Below are 25420 nucleotides of genomic sequence, written 5' to 3' on the forward strand. Positions count from 1 at the left end.
ACAGACTGACATCAAATCTCCAGCAAGCGCCTTACACGCTCAAGGTCTTCAGGCGTATCGACACCGGCAGGCGGCGTTTCCACCGCATCGGCCACATGAATGCGCACGCCATTCCAGAGCGCTCGCAACTGCTCCAGGCTTTCGGTGTTTTCCAGCCAGCAAGGCCCCCAACTAACGAAGTCATGCAGGAAACCGGCACGGTAGGCATAGATACCGATATGTCGGCGATAAGGCACGCCTTCAGGTAACACCTCCCGACTGCTGGCCAGAGCATCACGCGCCCAGGGCAGTGGCGCCCGGCTGAACGTCAGGGCCAGGCCGTTTACATCCGCGACCACCTTGACCACATTCGGATTGAACAGCGCAGCCACATCGTCCACCGGCTCGGCCAGGGTCGAAATCCCCGCTTCAGGGTGCGCCGCAAGATTGGCCGCTACCTGATCGATAACCGCTGGCGGGATCATCGGCTCGTCACCCTGGACATTGACCACAATGGCATCAGCCGCCAGCCCCAACTGCTCGGCCACTTCAGCCAGACGGTCGGTACCGGAGTTGTGATCGTCACGCGTCATCAGAACCTGGGCACCGAATGCCTGACAGGCCTCGAAAATCCGCCCGTCATCGGTGGCAACCACGACACGTTCAGCGCTGCTTTTGCAGGCCTGCTCCCAGACATGCTGGATCATCGGCTTGCCCGCAATGGTTTTCAGGGGTTTGCCGGGAAAGCGGCTGGAGCCGAAACGTGCCGGGATGACTACCGTGAAAGCCGTTGTCATTTTTCCAGGCGCTCTTCAGCCGTCAGGGTGCGCGCTTCGGTTTCCAGCATCACCGGGATGCCATCACGAATCGGGTAAGCAAGGCCTGCGCCTTTGCTGATCAGTTCGGTCTTGTCGGCACTGAGCTTCAGCGGTCCTTTGCTGATCGGGCAAGCGAGGATATCGAGCAGTTTGGTGTCCATGGGGACTCCTGAGGCAATTATGGAAAAAGACGTGTCAGTTGCTCATCGAACCAGTTGACGAAGGCAGCACCCGGCACCGCATCCACCGCCAGATACCACCAGTCATCGGCCGCGAAAGACCGGCATTTCACGGCATCCTTCTCGGTCATGATCACGGGCAGCGATGGCGTGAAAGCAAGCGTTTGAGCGCTGTAGACCGCATGGTCGGCAAAAGCGTGGGGTACGGGCCGCCAGTGTAATCCTTCAAGGGTATTGAAGAAACGTTGCGGGTTACCGATGCCGGCCACGGCATGCACTGCCTGACCGGCGGGGAAATAGTCCACCGGCTGACGCTCGCCGCTGCGCAGGTTGATCAGGGCCGAAGGCTTGAGCACAAAGCCATAGCCGTCGTCGCGATCTTCAAGGGCGCCGTTGTAGAGCAAGGCATCGACACTGTTGAGCCGTTCGACCGGCTCGCGCAAGGGACCGGCAGGCAGGCAACGGCGGTTGCCCAGCCCACGCGCGGCATCGATCAGCACCAGCTCAAGATCACGGGCCAGACGGTAATGCTGCAAGCCGTCATCACTGAGGATCAGGTCCAGCGGCTCGGCAGCCAGCAAGGCGCGCACGGCACTGCTGCGATCAGGGTCGATCATGAGCGGCACGCCACAACGCTGCACGATCAGCAGCGGCTCGTCGCCCGCCTCGTCGGCACTCTGCTGCGGCAGCACCCGCCACGGCAGGCTTGGGGGTTTGGCTCCATAGCCGCGACTGACCACTCCGACCCTCAGGCCACGGCTTCGGCAGTGTTCGATCATCCAGAGGATCAGCGGCGTCTTGCCCGTGCCGCCCACGGTAATGTTGCCCACCACCACGACCGGCACCGGTGCCCGGTAGATCTCGCCCTCACCGGCAAGAAAGCGCTCACGCTTGCCGTTCACGACACGCCGGTAAAGGCTCTCAAGGGGACGCAACAGCACCAGCGCCGGATGGCCTTTGTACCAGGCTTCAAGCAAACGATCGGTAAGTGCCATCAGTTAGCCTGGTTGGCCTCGACCGTGGTCATGCGCAGATGGCTGAAACCCAGCTTGCCTGCGGCGTCCATGGCCGTAATGACCGATTGGTGGGGAGTCTTGCCATCGGCACTGATCGAAAGTGGCAGGCTGGTATCGCCCGCCGACTCGCGTTGCAGGGCTTCGATCAGGGTCGCCAGATCGTTTTTCGGCAGCAACTGGTTGTTCAGGGAAAACAGGCCGTCGGCATTGATGGCGATATCCAGGTGCTTGAGGTTGGCCTCGGTATCCGGAGTGCCCGTCACCGCCTGGGGCAGATCCACACGCAGCTGGGTTTCACGGGTGAATGTCGTGGTGACGATGAAAAACAGCAACAGGATAAACACCACGTCGATCAACGACACGAGGTTGATGTCGATGTTCTCCCGAGGCTTGCGACGGCGAAATTTCACTTCTTCTTGCCCCCGGCACGGGCCTGGGATTTCAGATCGACCGGCGCGTCCACCAGATCGACATCACGGTCGCCCTGCACCACTTCCACCAGACGAATGGCCTGTTGCTCCATGCCGACCACCAGCTCATCGACTCGGCTTTGCAGGAAACGATGGAAGAAAATCGCCGGAATCGCGACGATCAGGCCCGATGCCGTACAGATCAGCGCCTTGGAAATACCGCCAGCCAGCGCACCGGCATTGGCCGTGGCGCCCGAACTGTTGAACGAACCGAAGATATCGATCATGCCCAGCACCGTACCCAGCAGACCCAATAGGGGAGCCATGGCGGCGATGGAGCCCAGGGCACTGAGGTAGCGCTCAAGATCATGGATGACTCGTGCGGCCGCTTCTTCAATGCACTCTTTCATGATCTCGCGACCATGCTTGGAGTTGGCCAGACCCGCCGCCAGGATTTCACCCAGTGGCGAATCGGCGCGCAGTAACTTGAGCTTTTCGTTGTCGAGTTTCTTTTCCTGAATCCATTGCCAGACCTGCCCCAGCAGGTGCGGCGGCGTGATGCGGCTGGCACGCAGCGTCCACAGACGCTCAATGATGATGCCGGCAGCGGCGATGGAACTCAAAATGATCGGCAACATCATCCAGCCGCCAGATTTGACCAGTTCCCACACAGTGACCACTCCCTGAAAAATTGGCGCCACTCTAACATAGGCTCGGCGGCTGTCCGAAGCCCGAGATGAACATCCGCGCATTCAGTCACGCCAGAAGCGCTGCTCGCCCCGCTCTGCCCGGGGTTGGCCGAAAGTCCCCAGTTGCAGCCCGACAGCACCCAGCTCGGCACTGTCGTAGCTCTTGATCCCGTGCCATCGATAACGCGCCATCACCCGTGGATGAGGATGCCCGAAGGCATTGTTGCGTCCACGGGAAATCAGCACGCCCACCGGCGCCACGGCACGCAGAAACAGCTTGGAGGAAGAGGTCCGGCTGCCATGATGGGGCGCCTGCAACCAATGGGCGCGCAGATCGAAATCGCTGTTAATCGCAGCCTGCTCGGCCTCAACATCGATATCGCCGGTCAGCAGCAATCGCTCGCCCATGGCCTCCACACTCAGCATGCAGGACGACTGATTGCCCTCCTCGGCCTGCTCCCAGCGCCAGGTCGCAAACCGTACACCGTCCCATTCCCAGGTTTCATCGTTGCGACACAGTTGGGCATCAAGTCGGGGATCAAGCCTTGCCAGCTCACCACCCAGGACCCGAAGAACCGGCAGTGCGCCATGTACCGCCAGCGCACCGCCGGCATGATCGGCGTCGGCATGGCTGAGCAGCATCAGGTCCAGCTTGCGCACGCCGGCTTTGCGAATCGCGGGCAGCACCACCCGCTGGCCGATATCGAACTCCCCGAAACGCGGCCCGGCGTCATACAGCAGCGTGTGATGGCGGGTGCGCAAGAGAATCGCCAGCCCTTGCCCGACATCCAGTTGAAGCACCTCGACCTGCCCGTGGGGCACCGATTTGAGCGGCGGGAAAACGCACAGCAATAACAGTGGCCAACCCAACAGACGCATGGGCATGCCCTGGGGCATTAATAACAGCAGAGCGCCCAGCAGGCTCATGGCCCAGGCCCAGACTGGCACTGTGCTTGGCAGCCAGGCAGGCCGGACATCGGCAATCCAGCCCAGAACAACGAACAAGCCTTCCAGCGCAGCACCGGCCAGCCAGAGCAGGCCTTCGCCAATCACTGGGACGGGCAACAGCAGCGTCCCAAGTAATGCGGGAGGTAATACGATCAGGCTGACCCAGGGCACCGCCAGCAGATTGGCCAGCGGGCCACTGATGCTGACCGGCAGATTCAAGGCCAGCAGCATCGGCAGAAGACCAATGGCGATCAACCATTGAGCCCGCGTCCAGCTCTGCCACCAACCCCAGGCACCGAGACGCCCGCCGAAGATCAGGATCAGAATCGCCACCGCCGAGAACGACAGCCAGAAGCCCGGCTGCAAACTGACCAGAGGCTCGAAGATCAGGACCAGATTGAGCGACATCAACAGTGGCAAGAGCAGCCCGAGATGCCGAAAGCGCAAACGCCAGAGCAGCACCATCGCGACCATCACACAAGCCCGACGCACCGGCACATCGAACCCGGCCAGCAGGCCATACCCCAGCGCAGCCCCGAATGCCAGACCGCAGGCCCACGGCAGCCAGGGCAGAAAGCGCGGCCATAATCCCCGGCGAGCCAGCCCCGCGATCAGCAGATAGACCACACCAGCCAACAGACCGATATGCTGGCCGGATATCACCAGAAGATGCACGGTGCCGGTGTCCTGCAGCACCTGCCAGTCGGAAGTCGAGAGGCCCGAGCCGTCGCCCAGCACCAGCGCCGCCAGCCCGCCTTCACGACCATGGGCTTCGACCGCCAGCAGGCGCTGCCGAATCCCGTCACGCCATGCAGCGCGTGCGGGTGTCAGCAACTGCCCGTCCACCACCGTGCCGGTAGCGCCAATGCGCTGGGCCAGCAACCAGGCCTGATAATCGAACGCATCGGGGTTGACCAGCCCGGCAGGACGCTTGAGCTTGACCGCAAGCTTCCAGCGCTCGCCGCTGCGCACTTCGGGGCCGCCATACCAGGCCACACGCAGTAGTTGCGGCAACCTGGCCCGCCGTGATGTTGCATCCTCCAGCTCAAAACGCACCACGCCTTCGGCAGCACCCGGCAAACCGACCACCTTGCCTTGCAGCCACAAGGTCTGCCCGTCGAGGCGCGGCAACAGACGATCGTCCAGCGCCGACTTTGCCGACACACAGGCCCAGGTGAGTCCAAACAGAAAAAGTGCCACTGGATAAGTGCGAAACGGCAACAGCATCAACGCCAACACCGGCATCAGCAGCAATAGCCATACCGGAGGCAACACGGGCAAAAAACGCAGGGCCAACAGACCCAGAGCAAGCGCGATCATCCCTGTGCGCATGAACATCCCTCAAAGCGGTGAAGCCTCAAGGATGAGCGCAACAGACAGAAATGGGCGGGATGGAGTGTTACCGGTTTTGTTCTTCAGCCTGCCTGTGCTCCCACTGTGGGGGCAATGCAGATCAGTTAAGACACAAACAAAACTTGTGGGAGGGGCCTTGGCCGCGACGACCAGCTGACAGGCAACACAACTTTCAGCGCCTGTTTACATTGCTGTCGCGGCCAAGGCCCCTCCCACGGATTGTGATCCAGCCACCTGCTTTTTGGTTACTGCCTCATACCCCGGCCACTCACCAGCAGGCGAGCGCAGCCGATGTACAGCACCACGGTCGCCACAACCATGAAGGCCAGGGCGATGCTGATGCGGATATCGGAGACACCCAGAATGCCGTAACGGAAGGCATTGACCATATGCAGGACCGGGTTGGCCAGCGAGACGGTCTGCCAGAACGGCGGCAGCAGGCTGATGGAGTAGAACACGCCACCCAGGTAGGTCAGAGGCGTCAGCACGAAGGTCGGGATAATCGAGATATCGTCGAAGTTGCGCGCAAAGACGGCGTTGATGAAGCCCAGCAGCGAGAAAATCGTTGCCGTCAGCACCACCACCACAATCGTCACACCCAGGTGATGCACTTGCAGGTCGGTGAAAAACATCGACAGCAGGGTCACGATGAACCCGACCATCAGACCGCGCAAGACACCGCCCAGGGTGTAACCCACCAGAATGGTATGCGGGGAAACCGGCGAGACCATCAGTTCTTCGATGGAGTGCTGGAACTTGGCACCGAAGAAGCTCGACACCACGTTGCCATAGGAGTTGGTGATCACCGACATCATGATCAGGCCCGGCACGATGTACTGCATGTACGTGAAGCCGCCCATGTCGCCGATCTGTCGGCCGATCAGGTTACCGAAGATCACGAAGTACAGAACCATGGTGATCGCTGGCGGCAGCAGGGTCTGAGGCCAGATCCGCATGAAACGCCGGACCTCGCGATAGACGATGGTGTTCAGTGCAACCATGTTGGGACGAAATTCACCGCTCTGGCCGGTCATAGAGCCACCTTCGCCAGATTCTTTTCAACCAGTGACACAAACAGCTCCTCAAGTCGGTTGGATTTGTTACGCAGGCTCAGCACTTCGATGTTCTGCAGGGCCAACTGGCTGAACAAGGCGGTGATACCGACGCTCTTGTCCACCTGGACTTCCAGGGTATGGCTGTCCAGCAGCTTGCAGGGATAGCCGATCAGTTGCGGCGCGCTCTGGTAGGCATTCTTCAGGTCCAGCACGAAGGTTTCGACGCTCAGGGTGTTGAGCAACTGCTTCATGCCCATGTTCTGGACAATCACGCCGTGGTCGATGATGCCGATGTTGCGGCACAGCTGCTCGGCCTCTTCCAGGTAGTGGGTGGTGAGAATGATGGTGATGCCTTTCTGGTTCAGCTCGGTCAGAAAGGTCCACATCGAACGACGCAGTTCGATATCCACACCTGCCGTCGGCTCGTCGAGGATCAACAGGCGCGGCTCGTGGATCAGCGCACGGGCAATCATCAAACGACGCTTCATGCCACCGGACAACGAACGCGAAGGCACATCACGCTTGTCCCAGAGCCCCAACTGAGTCAGGTACTTCTCGGCGCGCTCCTTGGCGATTTTCATCGGGATGCCGTAGTAACCGGCCTGGGTCACGACAATATCGAAGGTCTTTTCAAACTGGTTGAAGTTGAACTCCTGAGGCACCACGCCAATGGAACGCTTGAGCGCGGCCGGCTCGCGGTCCAGGTCGTGACCAAAGATGTTCACGGTGCCACTGGTCTTGTTGACCAAGGTCGAGATGATGCCGATGGTTGTGGATTTGCCGGCACCGTTAGGGCCGAGCAAAGCGAAGAAATCACCTTCGGCGACGTCCAGATCAATACCACTCAGGGCCTGGAAACCGTTGCCGTAGGTTTTGGTTAGCTGCCGGATGGACAGAGCAGAACTCATATCGAAAAACACACCAATTCAGGGAGAAAAGAAAAAGATTGTCGCTTGAAATAGCTGCTTACAAGTCAACGCAGCCCGGCCATGTTGCTTGGCTGCGTCGCACAAGTACAGATACATCCATTGATAGTAATTATTAACAGCAGGGCCAAAGTAGCCCCGATGTTCAGGTCAAGGGGGTCATGACCGCCTTCTGATAAGCCGGTCGCGTCTTCAGGCGCTCATACCAGGCTTTGAGGTGAGGCAACTCGGGACGTTCAATCGGCATTTCAAACCAGCCGTAGGCAAAGCAGCCCAGCGGGATATCGCCCATGCCGAACACTTCGCCAGACAGATATGGCTGGCGGGACAGTGCCTCGTCAGCCACTTTCAACAGGCTGTGCAAGGTCTGGATGCCTGCCTTGATCTTGTCCCAGTCCTGTTTTTCGGCGGGTGTGCGAACCACGCCCCAGAACACCGGACTGAAAGGAACGGCAATGGTCGACGTGGTCCAGTCCATCCATTTATCGGCCTGGGCACGGGCCTTGAGGTCGTCTGGATACAAAGGCGTGCCGGACGCATGTTGGGCGGCCAGATAACGGACGATGGCATTGGATTCCCAGAGCACGAAATCGCCGTCCTCGATCATGGGAATACGACCATTGGGATTCTTGGCCCGGTATTCGGCCCCGTCCACCAGCCCGAATGCACCACCGGCATCGCGGGTTTCGTAAGGCACACCCACTTCTTCGGCAATCCACAGTGCCTTGCGCACGTTGCTGGAATTCTTGCGTCCCCAGATCTTGAGCATTGCATTCCCTCGGCAATTGTTCTGAAAAATGTTCGCACGCCAGTCTAACCTGAGAACACCGCAACTTCCTTGACCATGAAGGGTCACTAACGATGTCGGCGCAGATCGGCCAGGCGAACAGCCTTTGCCAGAAGCCAATGTCATCACGGGGGAATACTTATGCTGTTGCTGTGGATTGTTGTTCTGGTGGTCGGCATTGCATGGCTGGCCCATCGACGTACCGAACCGCTGCCTGCACTGGGCATCGTGGCGGTCTACCTGCTGGCGATGGGTATTTTCAGCCATGCACCGGGCTGGCTGCTGACAGTCTTCTGGGTGCTCTGGCTGGCGGTCATGTTGCCACTGGCACTGCCGGATCTGCGACGCAGGTATTTCACGGCGCCGATGTTCGCCTGGTTCCAGAAAGTGTTGCCGCCCATGTCGGAGACCGAGCGCGATGCCATCGACGCCGGAACCGTCTGGTGGGACGGCGAACTGTTCAGTGGCCGTCCGGACTGGGACAAGCTGCTGGCTTATCCCAAGGCTCGCCTGACCGAAGAAGAACAGGCCTTCATCGACGGCCCGACCGAAGAACTCTGCGCCATGGTCAGCGACTGGGAAATCGGCCAGGCCATGGACCTGCCACCTGAAGCCTGGGCGCATATCAAGGAACATGGCTTCTTTGCGCTGATTATCCCCAAGGAATACGGCGGCAAGGGCTTCTCGGCCTACGCCCACTCCCAGGTCGCCATGAAACTGGCCACCCGCAGCGGCGACCTGGCGTCCACGGTCATGGTCCCCAACTCCCTGGGCCCGGCTGAACTGCTGCTGCATTACGGCACCGACGAACAACGCAATTATTACCTCCCGCGTCTGGCCCGTGGCGAGGATATCCCCTGCTTCGCCCTGACCGGCCCGCTGGCCGGCTCCGATGCTGGCGCGATGCCCGACACCGGCATCATCTGCAAAGGCCAGTGGCAAGGTGAGGAAGTGATAGGCCTGCGACTGAATTGGGAAAAACGCTACATCACCCTTGGCCCGGTAGCGACGTTGCTGGGTCTGGCTTTCAAGGCCCATGACCCGGAACATCTGTTGGGCGACGAAGAAGACCTGGGCATCAGCCTGGCCCTGATCCCCACCGACACACCGGGCGTGGAAATCGGCCGCCGCCACCTGCCGTTGGGCGCGGCCTTCATGAACGGCCCCAACTCCGGCAAGGATGTGTTCATCCCCCTGAGCTACCTGATCGGTGGTCAGGAAATGCTTGGCAAAGGCTGGATGATGCTGATGAACTGCCTTTCGGTGGGCCGTTCGATCTCGCTGCCGGCCGTGGGCACCGGTGCCGCCAAATACACCAGTCTGGTGACCGGCCAGTACGCGCAGGTGCGAGAGCAGTTCAATGTTCCGCTGTCGGCCTTCGAGGGTATTCAGGAAGCACTGGCACGTATCGGCGGCAATGCCTGGCTGATGGACAGCGCCCGGATCCTGACCGCCAATGCGGTGGACCTGGGAGAAAAACCCTCGGTCCTGTCAGCGATCCTCAAATATCACCTGACCGAACGCGGCCGCGAATGCATCAGCCACTCCATGGACGTCCATGGCGGCAAGGGCATTATCATGGGGCCGAACAACTACCTGGGCCGCAACTGGCAAGGTGCGCCGATCTTCATCACCGTGGAAGGCGCCAACATCCTTTCCCGTAACCTGATGATCTTCGGTCAGGGCGCGATTCGCTGCCATCCGTTCGTCCTCAAGGAAATGGCCCTGGCTGGTCGCGAAGACAAGGATAACGCCCTGGCCGAGTTCGACACCCTGCTGCTCAAGCACATCGGCTTTGCGGTGAGCAACGCGGCCAGCACCCTGGTGCTCAATCTGGGCCTCGGCCATTTCGAGCGGGCACCGGGCGACAGCCTGAGCCAGGGTTATTTCCGCGCACTCAACCGTCAGGCCGCTGCCTTCGCCCTGCTGGCGGACTTGAGCATGATGTTGCTGGGCGGCGAGCTGAAACGTCGTGAACGCCTGTCGGCCCGATTGGGTGATGTGCTGAGCCATCTGTACCTGGGTTCGGCCGCACTCAAGCGCTATTACGACCAGCATTCGCCAGAGCATCTGCGTCCCCTGCTGCGCTGGGCCATGGAAGAAAGTCTGGGGCAATCCGAGCGGGCACTGGACGAGTTGCTGAGCAACTTCCCCAACCGTCTGCTGGGCGGCCTGCTGCGAGTGGTGATCTTCCCGTTCGGCCGTCGCCACAAAGGTCCGTCGGACAAACTGGGTGCCGAAGTCGCGCAAGTGCTGGGCCGCGCCAAGGGTGACGCTACGCTGGAAGAGCTTCTGGCCGGTTGCTATCGCCCACAGGCGGAAGGTGATCCGGTCGCAGCACTGCAACAGGCCTGCGACTTGCTGAGCGAAGCCCAACCGCTGCACAAAAAGCTGCAAAAGGCGGTCAAGAGTGGACAGGTCAAGCCTGAGCCGGGCGAAAACATCATCGATGCCGCCCTGCGCCTTGGCGTCCTGATGCCCAGCGAAGCACAAAGCCTGAAGACTGCAGAGGCCGCACGCCGCAAGGTGATCGACGTGGATGATTTCGACAAGGAGCAATTGACGCTGGCACCGGGCAAGACTCGATAAGCATCAGTGCATTAGCACAGCGAGCGCGCAGAGCCTTATACTCTCGCGCTCGTTTTTGTCTTTGAGGATCACATCATGGCCGACGCCACTCTCGACCACCATCTCAGCCTGCTGACGCACCTGCGCAGTATTCTGGTCGCGCTGGGCGAGGCCGACCAGGTTCCCGAGGAAAGCCATGCGCTGTTCCTGGAACGCTTCGACGAGTTGATCACGCTTCTGCCCCAAGACCCTATCGAAAGTCAGTATCTGGGTCAGGACATCATCTGCCAGGTGATCCAGCGCTACCCGCAGATTGCCCATCTGGTGCCCCGCGACCTGCTCTGGTTCTTCGCGGGTGATTGCCTGCATTTCATGCCGGACGACGAAATCGACATGTATCAGGCACTCGAAGAGCGCCGTTACGAAGCCGAACAGAATGACGAGCCTTTTGACTGGAACCAGGAAAAACAACTGCTGGCGATGTCGGAGCAAAGCAGCAAGCATTGAGTAATGCTTTTCGCGAATAAATTCGCTTACGGTATAGGAGCGAATTCATTCGCGAATAACGATCAGCTGATCCCCGCCAACAACTCCCGCGCCATCTGTTTGTGCTGCTCGTCGGACTCTTCAATGACCTGCAGCAATATTTCCCGCGCTGCTTCCATATCGCCCTCATCGATCAGCACCTGAGCCTCGTTGATGCGAGTCAAGGGGGCTTCGTCCAGATCCAGCAGGTCGAATTCCGAATCGTCGTCCATGAAGCTATCGAGAAACTCGTCGCTCAGGGCGTCGCTATCGGCCGGTTCGATGACTTCAATCGGCTCGATGACTTCAGGCTCAGCGTAATCACTGAGGAACTGATCTTCAGGCAGCTCGAACACTTCAGGTAACTGGGTGAGGTTCGAGGCGAAGGCCGGATCAACTTCCGGGGCGGCAGGTTCTGCCGGCGCGGCCGCTTTGCTACGGGTCGGTGGAGCATCGAAAGGATCGACCAGATCCCAGTTGGCATCCATCGACAGGTCATCCAGGTTCAACTGGAACTCGTCGATCTGCTCAGGGTTGAGCGCAGCGGCTGCTGTTTCGTCGAGCTGGGCCGCTGGCGCTTCGGGCTGTGACGATTTTTCAAGAATCAGCGGCGCAGAGACGGCGGCTATGACCGCTGCCGTAACAGCAGGTGGCTCGCTGACTTTCATTTGCGGATAACGCGCATGAATTTCCTGGATTTTCTCGGCATCGACACCATGTCGCAGAGCTGCCTCTTCTTCCCTGGCGAAGCCGGCAACATCGCCCTGCTCGGCCAGCAGCTCAAGCATTCTGATGCGGATATCTTCACGCTCCGGCTGTTTGACCAGAGCATCACGCAGGATGCCCAATGCCTCGCTGAACCGTCCATAGGCGATATAGATGCTGACGCCATCCAGCGCATCCGGGGCGGCGCCCGCAAGACGTGGCGCAACAGGTGCCTTGATCGCCGGCGCAGGAGCAGCAACCGGTTGCGGCTCGGCAATGGTCGGCACCTCGAAGACCGGGAGGATGGTCGACTGGGCGGGTTTGATCAGCGGCTCTTCCGGTGCCACGATGGGCTCCAGGTCTTTCCTGGCCTGATGACGGCGTTTTGAATAGGCAAATGCCAGCAGGAGCAGGACGATAACGACCGCCCCCAGCAACAGAGGCCAACTGATGAAGGAATCGCTCTGCACGGGTTGCGCTGCCACAGGTACGGGCGCAGCCGGAGCAACAGCCGGATTGGCCGCTGGTCTGGTCTGGACCTGTGCCAGTTCAGTGCGCAGGGCCGTGATCTGTTTGTCCTTGCCTGCCAACTGTGCTTGCAGTTCCTGGGTCGTGACCTTGAGGTCTTCCACGGCCCTGTTCAACTGCTGACTCTCAATGGCTGCCGCGGCCAGTTGATCGGCAGTCCGCTGGGCCTCGACAGCCTGGGCGTCGGTCGGTGCGGTCTTTGCCACCGGGGCGGCTGCGGCGCCAGTCGGCACTGCCGCAGCATCCGGCAGCAGCAACACCTGACCGACCTTCAAGGCAGCGTTCGCGCCACTGGCAAAGGTCTGCGGATTGAGTGCGCGGATCCCCTCGGCCAACTGGCTTGCAGACACCTTGCCCTGAGGCTCTTGAACCTGCCGGGCGATGCCATTGAGCGTATCGCCTTCGGCCACGGTGTAACGTTTGCCTTCCCGGGCAGCAGGTGGCGCAACCGGCATGCGCGTCTCGGGCGCTGGCTGGGCGGCGCGTTCCTGTTTCCGGCTGCGGATCGCGGCCTGCCCTTCAGGCGTAGTAGCCGGGTCGAGCAGCAAGGTATAAGTGCGCAACTGATCGCCGTTGGGTCTGGCCAGTTGCACCATGAAGTTCAGGTAGGGTTCGGTGACAGGCTTGCTCGATACCACGCGAATCACGCCGCGATTACCACGAATGACCGGGGTAAAGCGCAGGTCATTGAGGAAGAACGAGCGTTCGACATCGGCCTTGGCGAAGGCTTCGGCCGAGGCCAGCTTGGCAACGACATCTTCAGGTCCCAGGCCGCCGGTTTCCAGCAGCGCGATCTCGGCATCGAGTGGCTGGTTCAAGGCCGAATGCAGAGTGATATCGCCCAGCCCCAGAGCCGAAGCGAGTGTCGAATAACACAGCGACGACACGACCAGAGAGGCAGCCAGCAGGCTCTTGTGAACACTGGTTGCAACCTTGCGCTGCGTGCCACCGGCACTCTCGAAAACAGCCTGAGAACTCTTCAGCATGCGAACCCTTATGGAAAGCTTGGCGTAATCGGTAATGGACTTCACTGTCCGTCAGCAGTATGAGCGAGAACCCGTGGCCTCGCCTCAGGATCTTTCCAGATTGGCCAGAATCCGTGCGTGCACGCTCATGCACACTCGCAGCTCTTCTTCGCTCACCCCTTCGAACAGCTCGATACGCAACGCATTGGCGATGGTTTCGATCTTCTCGATCAGGGGACGTGCCGCATCACTGAGGACGATTTTCTTGGCGCGGCGGTCTTCGAGAACAGCCTGACGCTGCACCAGTTGCTGAGCTTCAAGGCTGTCGAGCAGACGCGCCAGGGTCGGGCCTTCGACGCCGATGCTCTGGGCCAGTTCGCGCTGGGTCGGCGGCTCTTCATGACGCGCCAGATGCAGCAGGACCAGCCAGCGCGCCTGGGACAGCCCCAGGTCGGCGAGGCGGCGGTCCAGTTCGGCGCGCCAGCCTCGGGTGAGATGCGCCAGTTGCATCCCGAAACGATGTTCATCAGTCAGCGGCATAAAAAACTCATATCTAAAACTAATTATTAGCGAGCTAATCATGCTCCAGATATTCAGGCAAGCATGACACTGTGATGTTTCATCGTGAGCGTTACATCTCGAATTCGGACTGCAAGGCTGCCCTTACGCAATACAGGACACCTTCGGGGACTCGTCCGGTGAACATCCCGGCGATTTCCGCAACGGCAGGCAGTTCGCCTTCGCCATCGAGGAAGGCATCCTGAACTTCGCCCAGCAGGTCTTCGGGCAGATCCAGAGCCTGTTCCAGTGACAACTGCTGCTTGCCGATGGCTTCGGCGAGCATGGTGTAGACGTTCTTTTCCGAGCACTGCAATTGCCCGGCGATCTGCGCGGGAGTCATGCCGGCGCGAGCCAGGCTGATCAGTTCGTGACGCACATCAGCCACCACGCGAGGCGCTTCTGCCGCCCCGCCCAGCACTTCAAGAAACGCTTCGCCATAACGCTCCAGCTTGCGGGCACCAACGCCGCTGACCCGGGCCATCTGGGACATGGTTTCAGGCTTGCTGCGCAGCATTTCCAGCAGGGTCGAATCGGGGAAGATGACATAAGGCGGCACGCCATGCTCTTCGGCCAGCTTGCGACGCAAGGCACGCAGGGCTTCCCACTGTTCGCGCTCTTCGCCACGCACCAGTTGACTGGCCGGGCTGCCGGAGCTGCCTTTGGAAGTGGTCTGGGGTTTCAGGTCGCGACGCAGTTCCAGCGTGACCTCGCCTCGCAACAGCGGGCGGCACGTGTCGCTCAGGCGCAGGCCGCCGTAGCCTTCCAGATCGATATCCGCCAGCCCGCGGGCCACCAGTTGCCGGAACAGGGAACGCCATTCGCCTTCGGAACGCGCCTTGCCGACGCCAAATACCGAAAGGTGCTGATGACCGAAACTCTCCACTTTGTCGTTGGACTTGCCCAGCAGAACGTCCACCAGATGGCCCACACCGTAACGCTGGCCGGTGCGGTAGATCGCCGACAGGGCCTGACGCGCAGGCTCGGTGGCATCCCAGGTCTGCACGCCGTCGACACAGTTGTCGCAATGGCCGCACGGGTTGGGCATGTCTTCATCGAAATAGGCCAGCAGCGTCTGGCGGCGGCAGCGGGTTTCTTCGCACAGCGCCAGCATGGCATCGAGCTTGTGCTGCTCCAGACGCTTGTGGCGCTCGTCGCCTTCGGAGTTCTGCAACATCTGCTTGAGCATCAGCACGTCTTGCAGCCCGTAGGCCATCCAGGCATCGGCGGGCAGGCCGTCACGGCCGGCGCGACCGGTTTCCTGGTAATACGCCTCAAGGGACTTGGGCAAATCCATGTGGGCGACAAAACGCACGTTGGGTTTGTCGATCCCCATGCCGAAGGCAATGGTGGCAACCATGATCAGGCCTTCCTCATTAAGGAAGCGTTTCTGGTTATGGGCACGAGTCTCGGCGGGCAGACCGGCATGGTAAGGCAGCGCCGGGTAGCCGTTATCACTGAGAAACACCGCCACTTCGTCGACTTTCTTGCGCGACAGACAGTAGACGATCCCGGCATCGCTGCGCCGCTCGGACAGAAACGCCAGCAACTGTTTGCGTGGCTGCTCCTTGGGCACGATGCGGTAGAAAATGTTGGGCCGGTCGAAGCTGGACAGGAAACGCTCGGCGTTCTGCAGGTGCAGGCGCGTAACGATTTCTTCACGGGTCCGCTTGTCGGCGGTTGCCGTCAGGGCGATGCGCGGCACATTCGGAAACAGCTCGGCCAGTTGCCCCAGTTGCAGGTATTCAGGCCGGAAGTCATGACCCCATTGAGAAACGCAGTGCGCCTCGTCGATGGCGAACAGGGCAATCTGCAGATTCTGCAGAAACGCCAGCATGCGCGGCTGAACCAGACGCTCAGGCGCGAGATAGAGCATCTTGACCTCGCCCAGGCGGATCCGGTTGGCCAGATCGCGCTGCTGTTCGGGGCTCAGGGTCGAGTTCAGCGAAGCAGCCGAAACCCCCAGCTCATCAAGGGTCGAGACCTGATCTTCCATCAGGGCAATCAGTGGTGAAACCACCACGCACAAACCATCACGCAACAGGCCCGGAACCTGAAAACACAAGGACTTGCCACCACCGGTCGGCATCAGAACCAATGCATCGCCACCGCTGGCCACGCGCTCAATAATGGCACCCTGACGGCCACGAAAACTGTCGTAGCCGAAGATGTCTTTAAGTACGCGTTGTGCCTGTTCGAGCATAAAAACCCCAGATTGTCCTGCTGCACTGCAAAGCCCGGCAGTATACCCGAGCGATCAACGGCAAAGGATGACCGGGACATGAGTGGTCAAAATTAACTGTGATCGACCTCTACGCTGGCGCCCCGGACGCGCAGGGCCTAGAATTCAGCATTGTTTTCTTTCCAAGGTAGTCCGTCCATGTCCTTCGCTGAGCAACTCACCCGCCTGCAAGTCTTCCTCGATGCAGATGAACTGCATGAAGAAGCACTGGACTACGTGGCCGCTCATGGCTATCTGACCGCCATTTCCATCTGTTCCGAGCAGGTTCCGGAGCGCGAGTGGATCGATGCGCTGTTCTCAGAACCGCCGCATTACGCCAGCGAAGCCCAGCGCGTCGAAATCGAAACCACCCTGAGCCTGCTGCAGGCGCATATCGCCCGCCAACTGGCTTCCGACGAAGAATTTGAACTGCCATGCGACCTGGATCTGGGCGACGAGCCGGACGATTCCGATCTGCGCGGCTGGTGCATCGGCTTCATGGAAGGTGTGTTCCTGCGTGAAAACGCCTGGTTCGAGAGCGCCGAAGAAGAAGTCAGCGAAATGCTGTTGCCGATCATGGTCGGTTCGGGCCTGTTCGACGAACAACCGGAGTTTTCCGACATCGCCTCGGACGCCAACCTGATGGACGACATGATCGTTCAGATCCCCGAAGCCCTAACCGCGCTGTACCTGCTGTGCCAGGCTCCGGACGAAAAACCGGCGATCCTCAAGCCTCGTCACCACTGAGTCGGCGCCTATGGCGCACGACCTGCCGCGCACCAGCCGCCACCGGTTAGTGCGCTATCTGTTAGTAGCTGTCGGCTGGACAAGCGTAGGCCTGGGTGTCATCGGGATTTTCCTGCCGGTGCTGCCCACCACGCCTTTCCTGCTGCTGGCTGCTGCCTGTTTCGCCCGCAGCTCACCCCGCTTCTACAACTGGCTGGTCAATCACAAACGGCTCGGCCCGTGGATTCGTGATTATCTGGCGGGCAACGGCATTCCCCTCAAGGGCAAGGTCTACGCCATCGGCCTGATGTGGGCCAGCATCAGCCTGTCCTGCTATCTGGTGCCCCTGCCCTGGGCTCGCGGCTTCATGCTGGCCTGCGCAGTGCTGGTGACGATCTATATCCTTCGCCAGAAAACCCTGCACAAACCTTGAGCCTCAGACCGTATCGACCTTGAGGGAATGATCCCCCAGCATGCCGTTGATGATCGAAGCCGTGTCCGCGCCACTGGCAACCCAGCCGCCGGTTCCAGTGGTCACCCCGTAATGCCCTGCCAGGTCGATACCCGCCAGGTCGATGGTCTGGCTTGATGCACCGCCGCTGGCACCCACCTCGATGCTCGACACCAGGTTTACCCCGCTGCCCGACACCTTGAAGTGCAGGTAGTCATCCAGCGAATCGCCCACGCCCTGCAATAGCTGCGACAGATCGAGCTTGTCGGCACCAAAGGTGAAATCGACAACCCGATCATGCCCGGTATCTCCCGCCAGCCACATGAAGGTGTCCTGACCTGCGCCACCGGTCAGCGTGTCGTTTCCAGCACCGCCAATCAGCAGATCGTTGCCATCGCCGCCGTACAAGCAGTCATTTGCGCCGCCTGCCAGCAACACATCATCGCCATCAGTACCGACCAGAGAATGCCCTTGCTGATAACGGATGCTGACCGGCGCGACATCACTGCCGCCATGGGCATCGCTGGCGGTGTAAGTGCCGTGATAAGTGGGCGTGGTATCGACGGCGCTGTAGTCGATGGTCAGGCCAATCTGATAGGTCAGCCCTTTGTTGACCACGCCTGGATCAGGCTGATGAATCAGGATCAGGCGATAGACATTGTCCTCTGTGGCAGTGATGGTGCCGCTCGCGTCCAGAGGTTGAAACTCGCCGTTATCCATTTTCCAGGCCAGCCCGATCTGATCGGACAGATAGCGGGTATCGACGGTCAGGGTTTCACCGGCCTTGAGTTCGATATTGAGGATGTCCTGGTGGTTATAGGTATCGATCTGCCAGGCCCCCAGATAACCATTGAGCAGCACGGTCGCGGTCACGGCGCTATTGACGTAAAAGTCGCTGCGGTTCAGGTCCCGAACCTGATTCTCGACCTTGTCCCGAATCCCCTTGAACTCGATGGTGCCGGGCATACAGGCCGTGAAATCCGTTCCGGGCGCACGCCAGCCGGTATGGAAAACCGTCGGCGTTGCGCTCAGCGAGTCACCCTGGGGCGAGCGATCATTGACCAGCAACACTGCACCGGGCACCTCGATACAGGGTGCCAGGATATTGGTGATGATGTGGTCGGCCACCGCTTGCGGTCCCTGCCACGCCGGAACATGGATCGACAGATCAGCGCCGGACAGATCACCGTCATTGTCGCTGAGCACAAAACCGATCTGCTCGGTCATGGGGCTATCCACAGCACCCGGCGTGTAACTGAAAGCGCCGCTGTCCATGTTCACCAGCAACGTCCCGCCCGTGCTGCTGAGCAGGGTGAGTTCGTGGGTGACCGGATCGAAACCAACCAGCCTTGAGCCGCCACAACCTGTTTCGTCCACAACCCGAATGCCGCTTTGATCATGGAGGTAAGTCACGCCTTCCAGCGTGATGGATTTGACGAACCCGCCATCAGCGCCAAACGTCCCGCCAGTCAGCAGGCTGCCACTGACCACCCGACTCGGCGCGACCTCGCAGCCAGGCGGCGGGCACGGCACCGACAGTTCGATATCGGCAGCCATCGGCACATCGTCGATGATGGAAATATCCAGATGGGCCGAACCTGAATCACCGTCCCGGTCCATGGCGATCACCTCGATCTGCTCACCGATACTATTGGCCCCCTCGCCTTCAGGGTGTTCCAGCGAGTCGAGCAAGGTGTAGCTATAACTGACCACCCCGCTCTGCGGATCGTAACCCGTAATACTGAGGCTGTTGCCCAGAGCGGTAAGGGCAGACAGGGGAAAACCCATCACGACACCGGCAACCACCACCTCGATACCACCGACCGTCAGGGATTGCAGCCCGTCCGGCGCACTGACCGTGAACGTACCCTGCTGAGTCAGCTTTCCGGCATCGGGCTGCGAACCGCCACACAGGTTGGCTTCATTGAATGTGAGCGCGCTGCACGACACCTTGACGCAATGATCCACGGGGGGCTCAACGGGCGGATCAATGGGCGGTTCGACAGGTGGCTCCACGACCGGCGGCTCGGTGATGGGCGGTTCCACAATCGGCGGTATCACCACCGCGCCGGGCGGATCGCTTGCCACGCCACGCAAGAATTCGGCCTGCCCCTCGGGAAACAGCGGGACCATGATCAGCCCCTCAGTCGCAAAGCCTGTGACAGGCGTCACTTCTGCGCCCGTTTCACTGAGGATCACGGCGCTGTGCCCGCCGCCCTCTGCGCTAACCACTTCATCGCCGCTCTGCACAGGCTCTGCCTCCAGCCCTGTGGCCTGCTCGACAGCCGCCAGCAGCCCGAGGGTCGGGGTCAGCGGGTCGAGGGTTTCCACATGGGCGGGCTGGCCGTCGAGCAGCGATGGCTCAAGCGAAAGACGGCTTTCGCGCCCCAGCGTCAGCTCACCGCCGCCCTCAAGCTGCACGACAATCGCGCCTGTTGTACCGGTCTGTAGTTGCTCACCTGCAAACACTCGATCGCCTTCACTCAACACCCGCTGAGTACCACTGCTCGACACTGCTACAACATCGCCCACCGCTTGTCGTACCGTACTGATCAACCTGGCCATATTCCCTCCCTTTTTCGTAACGATCGAGCCCGAGAACCCTCGGATCTGCTCTTGAATTGGCTCGCCCCTGCAACAGATAAAACCCCGACAACCTTTTCGCGACAAAAAATCGTCACCTGATCAATCTGTTGTTTTCACATGCAATTTCATGCGCTTCACATGCCGACATAATTCCGTCGAAAGCCAAAAAATCTAAAAAATCGCATTTAAGTGGCTGAATAAAAGGGCCTGACAAAAACAACCATCGTCGCAATTCGGAAAACTGCATAAGTTTTTTTCGGCATAAGGCATATGAAATAAACGTCTGAGCTTTCTCAAAAGTTGTTCTTAGCTGTGTTGTTACAAGCCTGACACGGCTGACTGCACGAAAAAGTCATTTTATTGACCCGCAGAACACTTTTACGAAGGGAGACGTATTCATGCGCGATTTGACCCCGCTTTACAGCGCCGTCGTGCTTGCGGTGGCCTGTGCGCAAGCGCAAGCCATTACATTGACCGAAGCGATCCAGAACACCCTGGACCATCACCCGGAAATCCAGGCCAGCAAGAACGAAAGACTGTCTGCCGGTGAAGAGTTGAACGTCGCCAAAGGCGGCTACCTGCCCACCGTGGATGTGGTGGCCACCTATGGTCGGCAGAAGACCGACAGCCCCAGCACCCGCGCCCTTTACGGCCATGACTCGCAGATCCTCAATTACACCCAGTCCGAACTGCGCCTGCGCCAGTTGCTGTTCGACGGCTTCAATACCCCCAACGAAGTGGGCCGCACCCAGGCGGTGGTCAACTCCCGTGCCTATTACGTGCAAGGCACTTCCCAGAGCCTGGCCCTGCGCGCCATCGAGGTTTATCTCGACGTGCTCAAGTGCCGTGAATTGCTGACCCTGGCCCGCAACAACCTGCAGGCACACTTGCGCATCAATGACCAGATCACCCTGCGCAGCGAACGTGGCGTGGGCAGCGCAGCGGATCGCGACCAGTCCCTGGCTCGCCGGGCGCTGGCGCAGAACAACTTCCATACCGCTCAGGTGGAACTGGCGGATGCCGAAGCCAGCTTTGCCAGTGCCGTGGGCCGCCTGCCGGACGAACTGGAAACCCCGCCGTCCATCAAGGGCGAGGTCCCGCTGAGCCTGTCCGATGCCCAGCAGAGCATGCTGCTCAACAACCCCTATCTGAAATCGGCCCAGGCCGATGTGCAGGCCGCCGAGAAACAGTATGAAAGCTCGAAGGCGCCCTTCTACCCGCGCTTCGATGCGGAACTGGCCGTGGGCGCCAATGACAACCTGCAAGGCGAGGAAGGCCACGACAAGGAATGGCGGGCCGCCGTGGTGATGAATTACAACCTGTTCAACGGCAACCGGGACAAGTCGCGCCTGCGCTCCAACGCCTACAAGACCGGCCAGGCCCTGGACATCCGCAACAACGCCTTGCGCATGCTCAACGAAAACATGTCGCTGGCCTGGAACGCCATGGACAACGCCCGCCTGCAAACCCCGATTGCCCGAGACTACGTGACCTCCACCACCCGCGTGCGCGCCGCGTACCAGGACCAGTTCGGCCTGGGCCAACGCACCCTGCTCGACCTGCTGGACAGCGAAAACGAACTCTACAACGCCAGCCGCCGCTACACCGAAGTGCGCTACACCGAAGAACTGGCCATGTACCGCGTCCTGGCCAGTGAAGGAGAACTGCTGCGCAAACAGCGTGTGGTGCTGCCAGCCGAAGCGGTGGCGCTGAACGAAGTGGAAAACCAGGCGCGTTTGCCGTCGCTGAAATAAATAAAACCACTCCGGATTAAAGCCGACCCGTTTTGTGGGAGGCAGCTTGCTGGCGAAAAGGCCTGTGAACCGGCAGATATTATGCGTCTGTACGCTGAAGTCGCCAGCAAGCTGCCTCCCACACGTTGAATCATCTGTTCTATGGGAGCTCCCCCCTGTGAATCGTATGGAACTGTCCGCCGCCCTCGACCCTGTGCCGAACGATGACGATCCCTTGCTCGATGGCCTGCTGATCCTCTGCAACCTGCATGGCTGCACCACCAGCCGCGCCAGCCTGAGTGCCGGGCTGCCGCTGGCCCGGCAGCGCTTGAGCACTGCGCAACTGCCTCGGGCCGCCGCCAATGCCGGATTGCAGGCTCGCTGGTTGCGACGCGAACTGAACGCCATCGACAGCCTGAACCTGCCGGTCCTGCTGTTGCTCGACCATCAGCGCTGCGCCGTCCTGAGCCGCTGGGGCGATGACGGACAAGCGCTGATCCTGCCCAGCGAAAACGAAGGCGGCGAGCAGTGGATCAGCCGGGAAGAACTGGCCCGTCACTACACCGGCCAAGCCCTGTTCGCACGCCCGCTGCATGAACTGGAGCAACTGCGCGCCCCGCTGCTGCCGAGGGTCAAGACCTGGTTTCGCGACACCCTCAAACTGTCTCGCGGGCTCTACAGCGATGCCATGCTTGCCAGCCTGTTGATCAACCTGCTGGGCCTGATGGTGCCTCTGTTCGTCATGCAGACCTACGACCGCGTCGTGCCCAATCAGGCCACCGCGACCTTGTGGGTACTGGCAATCGGGCTGCTGGTCGGCACCCTGTTCGAACTGGGATTGCGCCTGATCCGCGCGCGCCTGCTGGATCGGGCCGGCAGCAAGACCGACCTGATTCTGTCCGCGACCCTGTTTGAACGCATCATCGGCATGCACCTGAAAAACCGCCCGGCCACGGTGGGCGGTTTTGCCCAGAGCATTCATGACTTTCAGGGGCTTCGGGAGTTTCTGACCGCCGTCACCCTCACCAGCCTGATCGACCTGCCCTTCGCGCTGCTGATGCTCGGTGTCATCGGCCTGCTGGGCGGCTGGCTGGTGCTGATCCCGATTATCGCCTTCCCGCTGACCGTGGCACTGGCCTGGACCATCCAGGTGCTGCTGCGCGACACCGTACAAAAAAGCCTGAGCCTGGGCGCAGCGCGGCAGGCCTTGTTGGTGGAAACCCTCGGCGGCCTGGAAACCCTCAAGGCCTGCAATGCAGAAGGTGAACGCCAGCATCAATGGGAAAGCACCCACGGCGCCCTCACCCGCCTGGACAACCACGCCCGGCATCTGGCCGCACTGGCCAGCAACAGCACCTTGTTCATCCAGCAGTTCTGCGGCATGGCGACCATCGTCGCCGGGGTCTACAGCATCATCGCCGGCAACCTGAGCGTCGGCGCACTGGTTGCCACCTACATGCTGGGCAGCCGTGTGCTGGCACCGCTGGGTCAGATCGCCGGGCTGATCACCCGCTATCAACAAGCGCAACTGACCCTGAAAAGCACAGACACCCTGATGGCCTTGCCCCAAGAGCGAGATATCCACCAGCGACCACTGCAATGCCCGCCCCTCAAGGGTGCGGTGACTGCCAGCAACGTCAGCTTCGCCTATGGCCAGCAAGGCGCAGCGGCACTGCACGGCATCAGCTTCAGTGTCGAACCGGGCGAGCGGATCGGCATCATTGGTCGCAGCGGCTCGGGCAAAAGCACACTCGCACGCCTGCTAATGGGCTTCTATACCCCCGACGAAGGCCAGTTGCTGCTGGACAGCCTCGACCTGCGGCAACTCGAAATTACCGCCCTGCGCCAACAGATCGGCTACGTCGCCCATGACATGCCGCTGCTGGCCGGCAGCCTGCGCGACAACCTGACCCTCGGCGCCCGCAACACCAGCGAGGCCCGCATGCTGGAAGTCGCACGCCTTACCGGTGTCGACGAACTGGCCCTCAAACATCCTCAGGGCTTCGACCGCCCCGTGGGCGAGCGTGGCCAGTTGCTGTCCGGTGGTCAGCGCCAAGCCGTGTTGCTGGCCCGGGCGCTGTTGCGAGACCCGCCGATCATGCTGCTGGACGAACCCACCAGCCACATGGACAACGCCAGCGAAGACATCCTGCGCCAACACCTGCATCAACTGATGCCCGGCAAAACCCTGCTGCTGGTCACCCACCGCATGTCGATGCTGAGCCTGGTGGACCGTCTGCTGGTTCTGGACAACGGCAAGCTGATGGCCGACGGCCCCAAAGCTGCCGTGATCGAAGCGCTGCGCAAGGGCCAGGCCGGCCCAGCCCCTGTTTGAGGAGCACCATCATGTCAGTCACCTACGGATTGCGCCGCCGCTTCAGGCCCGAACTCGCGTTCATGAACGAACGCAACAGCGCCCTGCTGCAAGACTCATCGGACTCCCAACGCCTGACGGTCTGGATCGCCACCGCGCTGATCCTGACTGCGCTGATCTGGGCACACTATGCCGTGCTGCAGGAAGTCACCACCGGCGAAGGCAAAGCCATTCCATCCAGCAAGGTCCAGGTGATCCAGAACCTGGAAGGCGGCATCGTCACCGAGATATTCGTGCGCGAAGGCCAGGTGGTAAACAAGGGCGACACCCTGCTGCGCCTGGACGACACCCGCTTTCTGTCCAACCGGGGAGAAAGCGAAGTCGACCGCCTGACCCTCACCGCCCAGGTCGAACGCCTGGCCGCCGAAGCCGAAGGACGACCCTTGCTCCTGCCCCAGGAACTGCTCGACAAAGCCCCGCAAGTGGCCGCCGATGAACGTGCGCTCTATGAGTCCCGCCAGCGACGACTGGACGGAGAGCAACGCACCCTCAACGAACAACTCAGGCAAAAGACTCAGGAACTGGCCGAGTTTCGCTCCCGCCAGGAACAGTTCCGCAACAGCCTTGCGCTGGTGCAGCAGGAACTGGACATGTCGATACCGCTGGTGGGCTCAGGCGCCGTCTCGCCCGTGGAAATCCTGCGCCTCAAACGCAACGCCGTGGAAATGCGCGGCTCGATGAACGCCAACACCCTGGCCATCCCCCGCGCAGAAGCCGCCATCAACGAAACAAGAAGCAGAATCCAGGAATCGGAACTGACCTTCCGCAGCGAAGCCTCCCACGAACTCAACGAAAAACGCGCCGACCTCGCCAAAATCAGCGCCAACCGCATCGCCATCGACGACCGCATGACCCGCACCACCGTCACCTCCCCGGTACGCGGCATCGTCAAGACCCTCAAGATCAACACCATCGGCGGCGTCGTCCAACCCGGCAGCGACCTGCTGGAAATCGTCCCCCTGGAAGACAACCTGCTCATCGAAGCCCGAGTGCGTCCACAAGACGTCGCCTTCCTGCATCCGGGGCAGAAAGCGATGGTCAAATTCAGCGCCTATGACTACACGATTTACGGCGGGCTGCCTGCCAGACTGGAGATGATCGGGGCGGATACGGTTACGGACGACAAGGGGAATAGTTTTTATCTGATACAGGTACGGACCGACAGAAATCATCTGGGCGGGGATGATCGACCGCTGCTGATCATTCCGGGGATGGTGGCGACGGTGGATATTATTACCGGGGAGAAGAGCGTGATGGATTATTTGTTGAAGCCGGTGCTTAAGGGGGGGAGTGAGGCGTTGAGGGAGAGGTAGGCTAATG

At 60.6% G+C, this 25420-nt stretch carries 19 protein-coding genes and 2 pseudogenes; 7 read left to right on the forward strand and 14 right to left on the reverse strand.

The window, feature by feature from the left end:
* Positions 1–11: 11 nt before the first annotated feature.
* The 9 genes from kdsB to KGD89_RS17300 form a co-directional block, all read right to left on the reverse strand.
* Complete coding sequence (gene kdsB, locus KGD89_RS17260; protein WP_025261019.1) at positions 12–776, reverse strand: 3-deoxy-manno-octulosonate cytidylyltransferase; 765 nt, start codon at positions 774–776, stop codon at positions 12–14.
* Complete coding sequence (locus KGD89_RS17265) at positions 773–958, reverse strand: Trm112 family protein (protein WP_025261020.1); 186 nt, start codon at positions 956–958, stop codon at positions 773–775. Before KGD89_RS17265 ends, kdsB begins: the two co-directional genes overlap by 4 nt.
* A gap of 17 nt (positions 959–975) precedes the next feature.
* Complete coding sequence (gene lpxK / locus KGD89_RS17270; protein ID WP_025261021.1) at positions 976–1971, reverse strand: tetraacyldisaccharide 4'-kinase; 996 nt, start codon at positions 1969–1971, stop codon at positions 976–978.
* Entirely contained in the window at positions 1971–2402 is a 432-nt protein-coding gene (locus KGD89_RS17275; protein ID WP_025261022.1) for an ExbD/TolR family protein, read from the reverse strand. Before KGD89_RS17275 ends, lpxK begins: the two co-directional genes overlap by 1 nt.
* Positions 2399–3073: a MotA/TolQ/ExbB proton channel family protein gene (locus KGD89_RS17280; protein WP_025261023.1), complete on the reverse strand. Its 675-nt coding sequence runs from the start codon at positions 3071–3073 to the stop codon at positions 2399–2401. Before KGD89_RS17280 ends, KGD89_RS17275 begins: the two co-directional genes overlap by 4 nt.
* Before the next feature lie 81 nt (positions 3074–3154).
* The gene (locus KGD89_RS17285; protein ID WP_025261024.1) at positions 3155–5371 is read right to left on the reverse strand and encodes a DNA internalization-related competence protein ComEC/Rec2; all 2217 of its coding nucleotides are present in this window, start codon (positions 5369–5371) and stop codon (positions 3155–3157) included.
* 266 nt (positions 5372–5637) lie between these two features.
* A complete protein-coding gene (locus tag KGD89_RS17290; RefSeq protein ID WP_025261025.1) occupies positions 5638–6426 on the reverse strand; it encodes an ABC transporter permease in 789 nt (262 codons plus the stop codon).
* Positions 6423–7355 carry an ABC transporter ATP-binding protein gene (locus KGD89_RS17295; RefSeq protein ID WP_025261026.1) on the reverse strand — a complete coding sequence of 311 codons (933 nt, stop codon included), beginning with the start codon at positions 7353–7355 and terminating at the stop codon, positions 6423–6425. Before KGD89_RS17295 ends, KGD89_RS17290 begins: the two co-directional genes overlap by 4 nt.
* 163 nt (positions 7356–7518) lie before the next feature.
* Positions 7519–8142, reverse strand: coding sequence for a glutathione S-transferase family protein (locus KGD89_RS17300; protein WP_025261027.1), 624 nt, complete (start codon positions 8140–8142; stop codon positions 7519–7521).
* Positions 8143–8301: 159 nt separating this feature from the next.
* Here KGD89_RS17300 and KGD89_RS17305 point away from each other — a divergent pair, with 159 nt between their 5' ends.
* Positions 8302–10749, forward strand: coding sequence for an acyl-CoA dehydrogenase (locus KGD89_RS17305; protein ID WP_025261028.1), 2448 nt, complete (start codon positions 8302–8304; stop codon positions 10747–10749).
* Between the two features lie 75 nt (positions 10750–10824).
* Positions 10825–11235 carry a PA2817 family protein gene (locus tag KGD89_RS17310; RefSeq protein WP_025261029.1) on the forward strand — a complete coding sequence of 137 codons (411 nt, stop codon included), beginning with the start codon at positions 10825–10827 and terminating at the stop codon, positions 11233–11235.
* 62 nt (positions 11236–11297) lie between these two features.
* Here the strand turns inward: KGD89_RS17310 and KGD89_RS17315 are convergent, their stop codons facing one another.
* From KGD89_RS17315 to recQ, 3 genes are all read right to left on the reverse strand, one after another.
* Entirely contained in the window at positions 11298–13472 is a 2175-nt protein-coding gene (locus KGD89_RS17315) for a FimV/HubP family polar landmark protein (protein WP_025261030.1), read from the reverse strand.
* 84 nt (positions 13473–13556) lie between these two features.
* Positions 13557–13991 (reverse strand): MarR family transcriptional regulator, encoded by a 435-nt coding sequence (locus tag KGD89_RS17320; protein ID WP_025261031.1) that lies wholly within the window; start codon positions 13989–13991, stop codon positions 13557–13559.
* A gap of 91 nt (positions 13992–14082) precedes the next feature.
* Positions 14083–16212 carry a DNA helicase RecQ gene (gene recQ / locus KGD89_RS17325; protein ID WP_025261032.1) on the reverse strand — a complete coding sequence of 710 codons (2130 nt, stop codon included), beginning with the start codon at positions 16210–16212 and terminating at the stop codon, positions 14083–14085.
* A gap of 177 nt (positions 16213–16389) precedes the next feature.
* Here recQ and KGD89_RS17330 point away from each other — a divergent pair, with 177 nt between their 5' ends.
* Together KGD89_RS17330 and KGD89_RS17335 are read left to right on the forward strand one after the other, a co-directional pair.
* A complete protein-coding gene (locus KGD89_RS17330) occupies positions 16390–16977 on the forward strand; it encodes a UPF0149 family protein (protein WP_025261033.1) in 588 nt (195 codons plus the stop codon).
* A gap of 10 nt (positions 16978–16987) precedes the next feature.
* The gene (locus KGD89_RS17335) at positions 16988–17389 is read left to right on the forward strand and encodes a YbaN family protein (protein WP_025261034.1); all 402 of its coding nucleotides are present in this window, start codon (positions 16988–16990) and stop codon (positions 17387–17389) included.
* A 3-nt stretch (positions 17390–17392) separates the two neighbouring features.
* On the opposite strand, the pseudogene KGD89_RS26465 reads toward KGD89_RS17335, so the two are convergent.
* Both KGD89_RS26465 and KGD89_RS26470 read right to left on the reverse strand, forming a co-directional pair.
* A pseudogene (locus tag KGD89_RS26465) lies at positions 17393–18031 on the reverse strand (type I secretion C-terminal target domain-containing protein); the annotation flags it as partial.
* Positions 18032–19606: 1575 nt separating this feature from the next.
* Positions 19607–19972: pseudogene (locus KGD89_RS26470) on the reverse strand (retention module-containing protein); the annotation flags it as partial.
* A gap of 419 nt (positions 19973–20391) precedes the next feature.
* Here KGD89_RS26470 and KGD89_RS17345 point away from each other — a divergent pair.
* From KGD89_RS17345 to KGD89_RS17355, 3 genes are all read left to right on the forward strand, one after another.
* A complete protein-coding gene (locus KGD89_RS17345; RefSeq protein WP_025261036.1) occupies positions 20392–21747 on the forward strand; it encodes a TolC family outer membrane protein in 1356 nt (451 codons plus the stop codon).
* Between the two features lie 166 nt (positions 21748–21913).
* Complete coding sequence (locus tag KGD89_RS17350; RefSeq protein ID WP_025261037.1) at positions 21914–24061, forward strand: type I secretion system permease/ATPase; 2148 nt, start codon at positions 21914–21916, stop codon at positions 24059–24061.
* A gap of 11 nt (positions 24062–24072) precedes the next feature.
* Positions 24073–25413: an HlyD family type I secretion periplasmic adaptor subunit gene (locus tag KGD89_RS17355; protein WP_025261038.1), complete on the forward strand. Its 1341-nt coding sequence runs from the start codon at positions 24073–24075 to the stop codon at positions 25411–25413.
* Positions 25414–25420: the final 7 nt, after the last annotated feature.

The sequence above is a fragment of the Pseudomonas cichorii genome, from assembly GCF_018343775.1.
GTDB lineage: Bacteria > Pseudomonadota > Gammaproteobacteria > Pseudomonadales > Pseudomonadaceae > Aquipseudomonas > Aquipseudomonas cichorii.